A 13,712-nucleotide genomic window follows, 5' to 3' on the forward strand; every position below is an offset into this window, starting at 1 on the left:
GCGCGGTCGTGGGCATCGGGGACGGAGCAACGGTGGGCGCCGCAGTCGGCCCGGCGGTCGGTGCCGTGGTGGGAGTCGCCGTGGGCGCGCTGGTCGGCGCACCCCCCGCCTCCGCCAATCGGTTCTACGACGCGTGCACGACGGACGGCAGGTTCACTGTGCCTGCGAACGTCCACACCGCCGACGTCACCGCCCGGGGCAACCGAGGAGCCGACGGTCAGGACTTCGACAGCGTGGGGAACACCGGGGGCACCGGCGGCGCCGGCGCGGCTTTCACGCTCTACGACGTGAAGGTGACGCCCGGTCAGACGATCTACTGGGGAAGCCTCCGGAGCGGGGGCTTCGAGGGGGGTGGGGACGCCAAGTGGGTGTCCTTCAGCGAACCCGACGAGAACTGCGACCCCGTCGGCGGCGATGTCATCGCCGTCGCCGCGGGCGGAGGAAGCGGATCGAACGCGACCATCCTGTACGACGGCTCCGACGGCGGTGCCGCCGGCCGGCCGGGCGAAGCGGGCCACGGCACCGGCGGCTTCCCCGGGGGCGGCGGCGGCGGCGCGACGATCGACACCCCGGGGACCGGCGGCAGCGGTGGCGACACCGCCTACCTCGGCGGCTTCCTCGATGCCGTCCCGACGTTCGGCTCGGAGGCGAGCGGCGGGACCGGGCACATGTTCTGGGACGGCCTGGGCGCCGACCCTCACGGCTTCGGCGGAGCAGGCGCGCGGGCCTCGGGCGACGTCTACGCCAGCGGCGGACAGGGCGGCGCCGGATCGGCGGGCGGCGGCGGAGGCGGAGCGGGCGGCGGCGAGTTCATCTACACGAACCTGGGAGCAGCCGGCGGCGGAGGCGGAGGCGGAGGGAGCTGGCCGATCGCCGATCCCGGGCTCAGCCCCTACAAGGTCGGCGACGCACTGGTCGCCTGGCTCCCCGACGCCACCATGACGGTGAGCGCGTCGACGACCGCGATCGACGTCCCCACGACCCTCACCGCCACTCTCTCGAAGAACTCGTACCGGGACGTCGACACCGGCTACACGAGGAAGCCGGACCAGATCGGCGGAGGATCGATCTCGTTCACCGAGTTCACCGGCCAGACGCAGCGACCGCTCGGCACCGTCGCGCTGACCGGTGCGGAGACGTCCGAGACCGTGAGCATCGAGGTCCCGGAGGGATTCGCGCGCGGGAGCCACGAGATCCGCGCGCTCTACACCGGATTCAACGGGTACAACCGGGATCCCGTCGTCTACGCACGGACACCGATCACGCGCTCGACCTTCACCCTCACCGCGCAGACCGGGCAGACGATCGCGTTCCCGGAGCTGACCGGCCTCGACACCGACGGTCGGGACCTCGTCCTGCAGGCCACCGCGTCCTCGGGTCTGCCGGTGACCTACGTCAGCACCACTCCTGACGTGTGCACGGTGACCGCGGGACGCGCGGTCGGCCGGGTCGGCGGGCTCTGCTCCATCACCGCCTCCCAGGCCGGGGGCACGGGCTGGACCGCGGCTCCGGACGTCGTCCGCACCAGGACTCTCTCGCCCAGGTCCCAGTCGGTCGCGTTCGCTCTGGCGGGCTACGCGTACTCGACCGGCTCCTACTCGGTGACCGCGACGTCCACCTCGGGTCTCCCGGTGGACTTCACGACCACGACGCCGGAGGTCTGCCGGCTCGACGGCACTCCGTTCCTCTTCGAGGGACTGAGCCGGTCCGTGTTCGCGGGCGTCGCCGCGGGGACCTGCGTCGTCCGCGCCGGCCAGCCCGGCGACCAGCGCTACGCGGCGGCCCCGGCGGTCGAGACGAGCTTCACGGTGGTCGCGAAGCCGGTGGAGGAGGTGGTGCGGAAGGCGCAGAGCATCGACTTCCGCCTCCCCACGAGCGCTCTCACGACGGATGAGGACGCCGACCTCCGCGCCAGTGCCGGCAGCGGTCTGCCGGTCACGGTCACGAGCACGACCCCGGAGGTCTGCTCGATCATCGGCGGCACCTCCGTGCGCAACCTCCGCCCGGGCACCTGCACCATCCACTTCGACCAGGAGGGCTCGGAGCTCTACCTCCCCGCGCCGCAGCGCACCGGATCGTTCACCGTCGACCGCCTCCCGCAGAGCATCGTCTACGACTACCCGCACGGCATCGACACCGCGCGCTCCGCCACCTTCTCCCCCGTCGCGACAGCCACGTCGGGGCTCCCCACGACCTACGGCGCGACCGGCGGCTGCACCATCGCCGACGGCGTGGTGACCTTCACCGAGGTCGGCGAGGAGTGCGTCGTCACCGCCGACCAGCTCGGGAACGCGGACTACGCGCCCGCTCTGCAGCGGTCGTCCACCTTCACGGTGCGGAAGGGACCCCAGACGATCACCCTCGCCTCGACCCCTCCCACGACCGGAGCCGTCGGCGACACCGTCACCCTCACGATGACCACGAGCTCGGGCCTGCCCGCCTTCGCCGTCGCGTACGACGCCTGCCGCACGACCCGGGTCGATCCGGGCTCCGTCGACATCCTCCTCACCGCTGTCGGCACCTGCTCGTACTACGCGTTCCAGCAGGGCGACTCCACCTATCAGCAGGCTCCGAACGTCGCCGGCACCGTTCAGGTGACCCTTCCGGCCCAGACGATCGCCTTCACCTCCACTCCCCCCTCCCCCGCCGTCCCGGGCGGCACCTACACGCCCGCCGCGACGGGCGGCGCGTCCGAGCAGCCGGTCGTGCTCGCCGCCTCGGGCGCCTGCACCCTGACGGACGGCGTCGTCACCTTCGGAGGCGCCGGCACCTGCACCGTCACGGCCGATCAGGCCGGGGACTCCGGTCATCTCGCCGCTCCGCAGGTCTCGCAGACCATCGCGGTGGGCCTGGCCGCCGGGTCCGTCTCGTTCGGCGGCGAGGCTCCGGGCGACGCGGTCGTCGGCGGATCGTCCACGCCGGTGATCGTCCGAGGCCCCTCCTCCGCGGATCCCCGCCTCACCGCCTCGGGGGCCTGCTCGGTCTCCGGGGGCTCGGTCTCCTACGACCACGCCGGCACCTGCACCCTGACCCTCGAGCAGGCCGGCGACGCTGCGCACGCCGCTGCTCGCGCCGACCGCGCCTTCACGATCGGCAGGGCTGCGCAGACGGTCGCCTTCACCTCCACCGCTCCCGCGGCGGTCGTCGGAGGAACGTGGACTCCGACCGTCACCGGCGGCGCGTCGAGCGCCCCGATCGTCCTCGGGACCGCCTCCGCGGCCTGCACCGTCGCGAACGGCACCGTGACCTTCGCCGCTCCGGGAGACTGCGTGCTCACCCTGGATCAGGCCGGCGACGCCGACCGGAACGCCGCCCCGCAGGCGACCCGCACCCTCGTGGTGACCGCCGCGTCGATCCAGAAGAAGCCGCAGACCGTCGCGTTCACCGCGAACACCTCGGCGACCCCCGCCACCGGAGTCGCCTACTCCCTCGCCGCGCGAGCCTCCTCCGGACTCGCGGTGACCTACACCGCCACGGGCCCGTGCACCGTCACCTCGGCGGGCACCGTCACCCTCACCGGGACCAGCGCCTGCACCGTCACCGCCGCTCAGGCCGGTGACCGCGCCTGGGCCGCCGCGGCCGCCACCCGCATCGTCAAGGTCGTCCCGGGCAGCCGCGCCGACCTCAAGGTCGCCCTCACCCCCACCGCCACGAGGATCACCGGGAAGACCCTCACCGCGACCGCCACCGTCACCAATGTCGGCACCCGCGACACCGGATCCACCGTCATCCAGATGATCGTCCCCACCAGCGTCACCGACACCGGAGGCGCCACCCGCACCCCCGGCAGGATCGCCGGGACGACCGTCCTCACCTGGAAGATCCCCACCCTCGGAGCCGGGCAGAGCACCACCCGGACCGTCGTCCTCACCCCCCGGGCGGGCACGTCGACGATCACCGCCAAGAGCTCCACCGCGATCGGCGACCCCACCCCCGCGAACAACACCGTCACCAGGAGCTACAAGAAGTAGGCGCGGCCGGGGAGCGGCCCGTGACGGGAGCGGAGGCGCTCCGGACGAGTGGCCGTCCGTCGTCTCGCGACGCCGATCGGGCGGGGCCCGACAGCCCTGACCCCCCGATCCCGCCGCTGGCCCTCTCCCGCGCCTGTCCGGGGGTGCCGGCTCGGCCCGGCGCCGATGACACGCGGCGCGGTTCTGCCAGGATCGACACCAGCACGCTCATCGTCTCGATCCGGTCCGCCGGGTCCCTCCTCGACAAGGACGGCACTGTGGGAATTCGCGAGTACGGACGTCTTCTCCGCCGGGGCTGGCTCGTCATCTCGATCTTCGTCGCCCTCGGCCTCGCGGCCGCCTCCGTGGCGACCATGGCGTCGGAGTCGGAGTACCGGGCGCAGACGACCGTGTTCGTCTCCGTCGCGACCGCCGACAACCAGTCCAGCGCCGAGGTCGGCGCGTCCTTCACCAGCGCCGAGGCCCGGGTGGCCTCCTACGTCGCGCTGGTCGACTCGAGCTCGGTGCTGCAGCCCGTCATCGACGACCTCGGACTCGACATGACCGTCGGCGACCTGGCGGGCGAGGTCACGCCGGCCGCGCTCCCCGGCACGGTCATCATGAGCATCGACGTGGTCGACGCCGACGCCCAGCAGGCCGCGCGGATCGCCGACGCGGTCGCCGAGAGCCTGCGCAGCTACGTCGCGCAGATCGAGCGCCCCGTCACGGGCGGCGCGAGCCGGGTCGACGTGAAGGTGCTCGAGGCGGCGTCCGTGCCGGGCTCGCCGCTCAGCCCCGACCTGCTCGTCTACCTCGTGCTCGGCGGAGCGACCGGCCTCATCCTCGGCGTCGGTGTCGTCGTGCTGCGCTCGCTCGGCGACTCCCGCATCCGCTCGGCGAAGGACGTCGCCGCCGGCACCACCCTGCCGGTGCTCGAGTCGATCCCCTTCGACACGGCCGTCCGCCGCTCCCCCCTCGTCGTGGACGGCCGCAGCGCCGTCGCCGAGTCGTTCCGGATGCTGCGCACGACGCTCCTCTTCGGCTCCGGCACCCACGAGCGCACCCTGCTCGTCACCTCCGCCCGCGAGGGCGACGGCAAGAGCACGGTGGCCGCGAACCTCGCCGTCTCGATCGCCCAGATCGGCCGCACCGTGGTGCTGATCGACGCCGACCTGCGCGACCCGGCGCAGTCGACGGTCTTCCGCGTCCCCACGGGCGGACCGACCCTCGCCGACCTGCTCCGCACCGGCACCCTGCCCGCCGACGGGTCACTGCCCGTCAGCGCGCAGGGCGTCACGGTGCTCACGGCCGGCGGCAGCCAGGCGAACCCGAGCGACCTGATCGGCACCCCCGCGATGGAGCGCGTGATCGCGCACCTCTCGCGCCGCTACGACCACGTGATCGTCGACTCCCCCGCGATCCTCTCGGCCACCGACGCGGTGCTGCTGGGCAAGATGGTCGCCACGACCGTCCTCGTCGCGGGCGCCGGGGTCTCGTCCTCGGCCGACCTCGTCGCCGCGGCCGACCGGCTACGGGACGTCGGGGGCGACGTCCTCGGGACCGTGGTCGCGCAGGCTCCCCGCAGCACGGTCGTCACCGCCGCGGCGACGGCGTCCGCCTGAGACCCGGGCGCGCTGCAGCCGGTGCCGGCGCCCCTCCCCGCGGGGAGTGACGACGTGGGCCCCGGTGCCGGCGCGCGGCCCGTCGAGGTGGGCGGCGTTGCGCGAGGGTGAGGGCTCGCGGACCCGGGCGGTGCCCGCGCGCACCGCCTGCTCGGCCCGCCCCGCCACGACGCCCATGCCGCAGACGATCCAGAGCGTGTACGCCACCGGACCCTCCTGGAGCGTCGGCAGCACCGTGTAGCTGACCAGCGTGCCCGCGACCACGGCCGTGGGCAGGAAGCCGTCGAGGGTCGGCGCGCGCAGCCCGCGGAGGAACAGGTACACCAGCAGCGCCGCGAACAGCAGCATCACGATGATCCCCGACTCGATCGCGAGCACGAGGAAGAAGCTCTCGACGAGGACGCTGTCGGTCGAGTACAGCTGCGCGCGCGGGCCGACCTTGCCGAGGCCGAAGCCGAACGGGTGCGCGACGAGCAGCGGGATGTTCTCGAGCAGGCTGTCGCTGTGGCCGATCAGCGACGGGTCGGCGACGTGCGAGATCACCTTGTCGATGTAGAGGTAGAGCGTGACTCCGCCGACGGCCGCGGCCGTGGTCACGGTGAGCATCGCCCACACCAGCATCGGCTTCGCGCGGAACAGCGCCCAGGCCACCAGGGTCACCGCGAGCATCGCCAGGCCGATGTAGCCGCTCCGGGACTGCGTCAGGTAGACGGCCACCAGCGGCAGGAGCGTCAGAGCGCCCTTCAGCCACAGCGGCCATCGGGGGCGGGTCCACAGCACGGCGAGCGCGATCGTGACGGCGACGGCGCTCTCGTTCGGGGCGCTGTAGGGGCTGAAGCCGCGGGGCACGATGCTGCCGGCGACGAAGAGGGAGGAGGGGAACGGCGTCCCGGGAGCCAGCGGGAACACCCCGAGGGTGAACAGCCAGTCGAGCCCCTGGTTCCAGGTGAGGATCGTCGTGATCGACGAGAGCTGCAGCGCGACGACGAACGCGGTCGCGAGGATTCCGAGGTGGCGCTTCTCGAGCACCGCGGGCACCACGATGAGCGCGAGGAACGGCAGGAAGTCGTTGCGCCAGCCGTACGCGGCCTGGATCGGGTTCTCGGTCCACACGGCCGAGACGGCGCCGAGGCCGACGATCATCAGCACCAGCACGACGATCGGCACCGGCACCCGCTTGATCCGCCCGCTGACCAGCACGAGCAGGAAGAGCCCGAGGATCGTGGCGTCCTTGATCGCGCCGAACGCGGTCGCCGAGGCGCCCGGCAGGAACGCGGAGGCGACTCCGTTCGCGGGGAGGGCGAAGACCAGCAGCAGGACGCCCAGCCACGGCAGGCCGAGCCCGTCACGGCCGAGGAGGGCGCGGAGCGTGCGGCGGGTGCGCACCGGTCCGCGGGCGACCGTGCGGGAGCCGGCCCGGGGCAGCGGCGCCGCGGTGCGGGTCATGCCGCGCCGCCCCGCATCGTGAGGCGGCGGAGGACCAGCGGCACGTCGGAGGGCCGCGGGACGATGGTCCGCGCCGGGGGCCGGATCGCGAGCACCATCACCACCAGCGCCATCAGGATCCCGCTCGCGTTGGCGATGGCGGCGGCGATCGCGCCGTTCGCCGGGCCGAAGGCGAACAGGAGCACGAGGCAGGTGATCAGCCCGGCGCCCTGCGCGACGGTGAGGCTGATGCCGCGGTTGCGCGCCGAGAGCACCTCACCGGCGCTGACGGTGACGACCACGAAGACGGAGCCGAGGATCGCGAAGAAGACCGCGGGCATCGCCTCCGCGAACTCGTCGCCGAAGAGGAACGGCACGCCCCAGGGGGTGACGACGGCGAGGAACACGGCCGAGGCCAGGCCGACCGCGAAGGCCGAGCGCAGCGCGTCGCCGGTCGCGGTGACGCGGGCGCCCCCCTCCGTCCGGCTGATGTCCGAGAAGACCGGAGCGGCGACCGCGTGCGCGAGGAACACGGGCAGCGTGCCGATCGTCACGGCGACCGAGTAGAGACCGGCCTGGTGCGAGCCGATCAGCGGCAGCATGATCACCTGGTCGAGGCGCTGGTACGCGGCGTCCGAGGCCTGCGCGCCGTAGAAGGTGACGGAGCCGCGGACGAGCGGCCGCCAGGGCGCCGGAGCGGCTCCGCGGGGTCGGTTGAGCAGCGAGCCGATCAGCGCGGTCATCACGGAGCCGGCGAAGTTCGACCAGATCACGCCCGAGACGGTGATCGAGTCGAGGAGGAACAGCACCACGATCCCGCCGACGTAGACCAGCGGCTGCGTGGCCTGGAGCAGCGCGACCGCTCCGAAGCGGCGCTGCGCCCCGACGACGCCGATGTCGATCATCCAGCAGACCATGAGCGGGGTGCCGGTGATCGCGACGAACACCGCGATCGTGGCCGCCTCGTCGAGCGCCGAGAGGAGGGTCGAGGTGAGCAGCCAGGCGACCAGTGCCGCCGGGATCGCGGTCAGCAGCGCGAGCCGCCGGGCAGTGCGCACCGCGCCGAGGTCGCCCGCCGCGGCGAGCACGCGCCGGCGGATCTCGAGGGGCATCCCGAGCGCGAGCACGATCGGGATCAGGTACATCGAGGCGAGGGCCGCGGCCGTCTCGCCGCGTCCGCTCGGGCCGAGGGCCTGCGCGATGAGCGGGGCGCTGACCAGCCCGAGCGCCGCCACCGAGAGGCGGCTCGCGAGCATGGTGATCGGGGAGTTCAGGAGGCGCACCAGCCCGCTCACGAGGCCTCCGCGGCCCGGGCGCCGACGGCGGCGAGCAGCCGCTCCTCGAAGCCGTCGAGAGCGAAGGTGCCGGTCTCGTCGTGGACGGTCAGGTGCAGGCTGTCGCGCAGCGGCGCGATCTCGACCCAGACGCCGAGCGGGAAGCGCAGGTGGGCGGGCATCCCGCCGACCATGGTGTCCGGCGCGATCCGCGGCAGCAGCTCCTCCGGGACGGGCACCTCGGTGGAGGGGAGGGAGACGTGGATCTCCCACGGCACGCGGGGCGTCCCGCGCGGCGGGCGCAGGGGTGCCAGCGGGTGCTGCACGAGGGTCTTGATGCTCAGCAGCGCGCTCGCGAGCAGCCAGGTCGCGGGGAGGCCCGACCTGGTGGCCGCGGACAGCCGCTCGAGGAGCGAGGTCGCGGACCAGTCGTCGGCGCGGAGGCGGCCGAGCGGGAGGGAGGGCGAGAGGTTGCCGCCGACCTCGGTGCCCTTCGCGACCCAGCGGCGCGCGTCGGCCGGGACGACGACGCGGAAGTCGAGGCCGTCGGCGGCGCAGTCCTGCAGGCAGCGGAGCACGAGGCTCGCGGTCTTGAGCGACACCGGCGGGCGGGCGGGGCGCCGGCCGTCGCGCGCCTGCTCCGGGGTCGCGGCGATCGCCCGCAGAGTCTCGGGGCCGAGCACCGCGGTCACCAGGCGCGCGCGGCGGTCCGACTCCTCCTTCGAGAGGGTCGCGTCGAGCTGGTAGCCGGTGCCGGTCGCGGCGGTCAGGGTGCGGAAGGTGTCGCGGGCCCTCCTGGCGCCGGCGAGACCGGTGAGCTCGAAGCGCTCCACGATCTCGCGCAGCGGAGCGGCGGCGAGCGGCTTCGGAGCGGTGCCGTCGGCCCCCGGGACGCCCAGCTTCTCGATCACGAGCGCGACGACCGCGGTCGCTCCGGTGCCGTCGAAGAGGCTGTGCGGGAGGGTGAAGCCGACCGTCGCGCCGTCGAACAGGATCCGGACCGGCAGCTCGCCCGGCGCGAACTGCGGCGCCAGCAGTCGGTGCGCCAGGTCCTCGCGCTCGAGCGGGCCGTCGACGACCCGCACGGCGCGCTCGGCCGCGTCGAGGGCGGCGGCCACGTCGATCCGGCGCCACCCGCGGAGGCGGGTGCGGCGCCGCAGGAGCACGGCGCCGCGGGGCGAGAGGAGGAGGTCGCGCAGCGCGGTGCGCACACGCTCCGCGGTCACGCCCGTCAGCGGGCCGACGTGGTAGCTGATGAGGAGGTCGTCATAGCCGAGGTCGCGCGGGGCCCTCACGCCCGGCTCCTGCTCGCTCCCGCGGAGGCCCGCTCGGCGATGACGCTGAGCAGCGAGCGCTCGTAGCCGGCGTTCACCTCGGCCCAGGAGTAGGAGTGCACGGCCCGCAGGTGCCCGCGGTACGAGAGCCGCTCCTGCTCGATCGGGTCGTTCAGCACGGCGAGCACGCCCTCGGCGATCGCGTCCGGGGTCGGAGCGACGAAGCGCCCCGCCTCCTGGAGCACCTCGCGGTTGAAGACGGTGTCGCGGGCGACGACCGGAGCCCCGCAGGCCATCGCCTGCACGAGAGCCGGGTTGGTGCCGCCGACGCTGTGCCCGTGGAAGTAGGCCCCGGCGTGCTGCCAGAGGGAGTGGAGCCGGGTGTCGTCGCTGACGTGCCCGAACCAGTGCACCCGCGCGTTCTGCTGCGCGAGGGCGCTGACCGCCTGGTCGATCGGACCGCCGTAGCCGGAGGAGCCGACGACGACCACGTCGTGGGTCCGCGCGATCCGCTCGGCCGCCTCGATGAACTCGGGCACCGTGTTCTCGGGGACGAAGCGCGCCACGATCAGCGCGTAGCCGCGGTGGGTGAGCCCCGGCTCGACCGGGTGCTCCGGGGGGACGTCGCCGCCGTAGGGGATGACGTCGCCGTCGCGGCCGAACTCCCGCTTCCAGCGCGTCTCGATCGCCGCGGCGTCGTAGACCATGCGGTCGCCGTGGCGGGCGGTCCAGACCGCGCCCTGGTGGAAGACGAACTTCGCGAAGCGGCCCCACTTGGCGCGGTCCCACTCGATGCCGTCGACGTTGACGACGGTGGGGATGCCGCGCTGCTTGAGGATCGGCAGCCAGAAGCCGTTGGCGCAGTTGAGCACCAGGGCGACGTCGGGCTTGCGCTTCGCCGCGTCGAGAGCGGCCGTGAGTCCGTAGGAGAGGGTGCTGAGCGACTTGCTCTCGACGCCCCGCGTCTGCCGGGTGATCACCCGCTCGTCGCGGTCCGGGTCCTGCAGGGCCGTGGTGCCCGGCCTTCCGTAGACCGTGACCTCCCATCCCTGCTCCGCCAGGTATGGCGCGAGACGTCGGACGGCTGTCTCGAATCCCCCGTAGTAACTGGGATAGCCCCGCGTGCCGATAATGGCGACCGACCTGCCCATGTCCCGGTTCTCCCTTTGTTGTGCGGCGCCGTGAGAAAGGGGCGCACCCGACGAAACTCTGCTGTCGCAATACCAGGCGATGCGACGGTGCACAGCAGTTGTCCGACGGTGTTGCCACACCCCCGAAGGCGGGTATTCGCGCTCATACTAGCGGCGAACGGACCGCCGTTCGCCACCGCTGGAGGGACAGGATCGCGACACCCATCAGGAAGAAGATCGAGAGGATCAGGACGGTCATCCCGACGATGATCCGCTCCCCGCCGGAGAGCTCCGGGTCGAGGAACTCGTACACGTAGCGCGACGTGAGAGCGCCCCGGACGAAGGTGTAGGCGAACCACAGGACGGGGAACACCATCACCGCCCAGACCAGCCGGAGGTCGACCGGGCGGGCGCCCGGGACGGCGAGCAGCTCGACCAGCGCGAGCGCCGGCACGAGCACGTGCAGGACCACCGTGCTCGGGTTCAGCTGGGCCGGGTCGCCGAGCACGGCGGGCCCGTAGATCACCAGGAACAGGCCCGACATGCTCAGCAGCGTGGCGGTGTTGAGGGTGCGCATCGCGGTGACGGCCCGCGACTCCCCCGGTGCCGCAGCACTCCTCCTGCCCCCGGATCGCGCGGATCGCCAGGCGCTCCGGCCCGCGATCGCGAAGGCGGCGATCGAGAGGATGTTGGTCAGCGCCGTGACCGAGCTCAGGAAGTCGGCGGTCGCGTCCAAGCCCACCTGCGTCTGGGCGACGACGACCGCGTTGAGCACCACGACCGCCCCCAGCGCGGCGACGGCCCAGCGGACGAGTGCAGTGCGGCGTCGAGCTCTCATGGGGCCCTCTCCTCGGTGCGGCGACCCTCGGGCCGGTACTCGTGGGCGTCCGGTGCAGGAGTCCGTTCGCTACAGTCGGGACATCCATGAGAACCCATTCCCAGACAGGGGTCGAATGCCCGGCACAGGTTCGCACCGAGGATCCCTACGGGTCCTGCTCGATGGTAATTGGTGGATTCGCGGCCCGATCTCCAACCGTGAGGTCATGCGAGAGATCACCTTCTCCTGGGCGCGACTCTTTCCTGAGGATTCCCTTGTCATTGCCGTCCCCCTGACGGGGGTGGAGACGGCGAGACGGGAGTTAGCGGGACTCGCCCGAGTAGTGCCGACAAGACTCCGGCCGCAGGGGATCAGCGCCGTTATCGAACTCTCTCTGCTCTCTCTCCGACTGCGTCCGGACATCACACTGGCGCACAACTTCACCCCCCTGACGGGGCGGTCCGCGGTGTTCATCCAGGACTTCCTCTTCCTCACGAATCCGGAGTGGTTCACGCGGAGGGAGCGCGCCTACTTCTCGCTCATGCCGCTCAGCGTCCGCCGCGCCGACGTGGTGATCGCGAGCAGCGTCGCGGAGTCGCGCCGCATCGTCCGCACCTCCGCCGCGACGAGCGCGGTGCCCGTCGGACTCGGCCTCAACCGGGCGTTCGCCGCCGCGGAGCCCGTGGCGCCCGCCGGCGTCGACGGCCTCGACGGCTTCCTCCTCGCCGTCGGCCGCCTCAACGCGCGCAAGAACCTCGCGACCACGATCGAGGCCGCTCTCGCCTCGGGAGTGCTCTCCCCCTCCTTCCCGCTCCTCGTCGTCGGCGAGGCCTCGGGCGTCCGAACCGAGTTCCCTCCGGCCGTGCGCGCCGCGCTCGACGACGGCTCAGTGCGCCTGCTCGGGCGGATCGAGACCGAGGAGCTCCGCTGGCTCTATGAGAACGCCGCACTGTTCCTCTTCCTCACCCTCGACGAGGGCTTCGGCCTGCCGACCCTCGAGGCCCTGGCCTGCCGCACGCCGATCCTCGCCAGCGACATCCCCGTGTTCCGCGAGATCCTCGGCGAGCACGCCCGCCTGGTCGATCCGCGCGACGTGCCGGCGATCGCGGCGTCGATCCGCGAGCTCGTCGCCGACCCGCCGGAGCCGCTCGATCCGGCTCCGGTGCTCGAGTACTACAGCTGGGACGCCGTGGTCGCCCGGCTGCGCGCCGCGATGGTGGCGGTGCTGCCGTGAGCGGGCCGTCCGTGTCGATCGTGATCGTCACCTACAACAGCATCGGCGTCATCCGCTCCTGCCTCGACGCGCTCGCCGGCCGCGACGAGAGCGTCGAGATCCTGGTGGTCGACAACCTCTCGCGCGACGAGACGGTCGCCGTGCTGCGCGCCGAGTACCCGGACGTCCATGTCGTCGAGAACACCGAGAACGCCGGATTCTCGCGGGCCGTCAACCTCGGCGCCGCCCACGCCACCGGCCGGCACCTGCTGCTGCTGAACCCGGACGCGCAGATCTCGGCGGAGGTCGTCGGCTCGCTCGCGTCACTTCTCGACAGCGATCCGACGATCGGCGCCGTCTCCCCTCTCCTCGAGAACGAGGGCGAGGACGTCGTGATCGTCGCCGCCGGCCACGCCCCCACGGTCCGCCGGATGCTCCTGCACCAGACCGGCCTCTCGCGCCTCGGCCGGCGCTTCCCCTCCTTCGAGGGCCACTACCTGTTCGCCGCCGACCTGCACGGCCGCCCGCGCGACGTCGACTGGGTGAGCGGCGGCTGCCTGATGATCCCGCTGGCCGTCTGGGACCGCGTCGGCGGACTCACCGACCGCTGGTTCATGTACGCCGAGGACGTCGAGATCTGCCTCCGCCTGCGCGCCGAGGGCCTGCGCGTGGTCCTGGATCCGCGCCTGCACGCCCTGCACGCGATGGGCGGCTCCTCGAGCGACGTCGACGGCCGCGTCGGCACCGCCTGGATCGTCAACCTCTTCGACCTCTACGGCTGGCGGATGGCGCGCTCGGACCTGCAGCAGCAGGTCTGGCGGGCGGTCGTGCTCGCGGGGATGGCGTCGCGGATGCTGGTGTACCGGCTGTCCGGCCTGCGCCCCGGACGCGCGGCGGCGTCGGCCGGCCAGCTGCGGCGGTACGGGATCTACATGCGGGCGCTGCGGGCGGCCCCGCTGACGCGCGACCGCGAGCCGCTCGCCTGACGGCCCCTCTCCGTCCGGCGT

General features: G+C 73.0%; 9 protein-coding genes. 4 read left to right on the plus strand and 5 right to left on the minus strand.

Features of this window, described 5'->3' with window-relative positions:
- Positions 1-32: 32 nt before the first annotated feature.
- Entirely contained in the window at positions 33-3,971 is a 3,939-nt protein-coding gene (locus C5C10_RS18340) for a DUF11 domain-containing protein (protein WP_181073364.1), read from the plus strand.
- A gap of 257 nt (positions 3,972-4,228) precedes the next feature.
- Entirely contained in the window at positions 4,229-5,572 is a 1,344-nt protein-coding gene (locus C5C10_RS01870; RefSeq protein ID WP_146082086.1) for a polysaccharide biosynthesis tyrosine autokinase, read from the plus strand.
- Here the strand turns inward: C5C10_RS01870 and C5C10_RS01875 are convergent.
- From C5C10_RS01875 to C5C10_RS17690, 5 genes are all read right to left on the minus strand, one after another.
- On the minus strand, positions 5,480-7,018 hold the full coding sequence (locus C5C10_RS01875; protein ID WP_104328383.1) for an O-antigen ligase: 1,539 nt from the start codon (positions 7,016-7,018) through the stop codon (positions 5,480-5,482). The genes C5C10_RS01870 and C5C10_RS01875 overlap by 93 nt on opposite strands.
- Positions 7,015-8,292 (minus strand): lipopolysaccharide biosynthesis protein, encoded by a 1,278-nt coding sequence (locus tag C5C10_RS01880; RefSeq protein WP_104328384.1) that lies wholly within the window; start codon positions 8,290-8,292, stop codon positions 7,015-7,017. The genes C5C10_RS01875 and C5C10_RS01880 overlap by 4 nt, the downstream gene beginning before the upstream one ends.
- Positions 8,289-9,566 carry a hypothetical protein gene (locus C5C10_RS01885; protein WP_104328385.1) on the minus strand — a complete coding sequence of 426 codons (1,278 nt, stop codon included), beginning with the start codon at positions 9,564-9,566 and terminating at the stop codon, positions 8,289-8,291. The genes C5C10_RS01880 and C5C10_RS01885 overlap by 4 nt, the downstream gene beginning before the upstream one ends.
- Positions 9,563-10,696: a glycosyltransferase gene (locus tag C5C10_RS01890; RefSeq protein WP_104282774.1), complete on the minus strand. Its 1,134-nt coding sequence runs from the start codon at positions 10,694-10,696 to the stop codon at positions 9,563-9,565. The genes C5C10_RS01885 and C5C10_RS01890 overlap by 4 nt, the downstream gene beginning before the upstream one ends.
- A 142-nt stretch (positions 10,697-10,838) precedes the next feature.
- The gene (locus tag C5C10_RS17690) at positions 10,839-11,513 is read right to left on the minus strand and encodes a Pr6Pr family membrane protein (protein WP_181073365.1); all 675 of its coding nucleotides are present in this window, start codon (positions 11,511-11,513) and stop codon (positions 10,839-10,841) included.
- 445 nt (positions 11,514-11,958) lie between these two features.
- Here C5C10_RS17690 and C5C10_RS17695 point away from each other — a divergent pair, with 445 nt between their 5' ends.
- Entirely contained in the window at positions 11,959-12,726 is a 768-nt protein-coding gene (locus C5C10_RS17695; RefSeq protein ID WP_181073366.1) for a glycosyltransferase family 1 protein, read from the plus strand.
- 11 nt (positions 12,727-12,737) lie between these two features.
- Entirely contained in the window at positions 12,738-13,691 is a 954-nt protein-coding gene (locus tag C5C10_RS01905; RefSeq protein ID WP_181073367.1) for a glycosyltransferase family 2 protein, read from the plus strand.
- The last annotated feature ends 21 nt before the right edge of the window (positions 13,692-13,712 follow it).

Origin of the sequence: Rathayibacter sp. AY1A3, assembly GCF_002930975.1 — a bacterium.
Taxonomy (GTDB): domain Bacteria; phylum Actinomycetota; class Actinomycetes; order Actinomycetales; family Microbacteriaceae; genus Rathayibacter.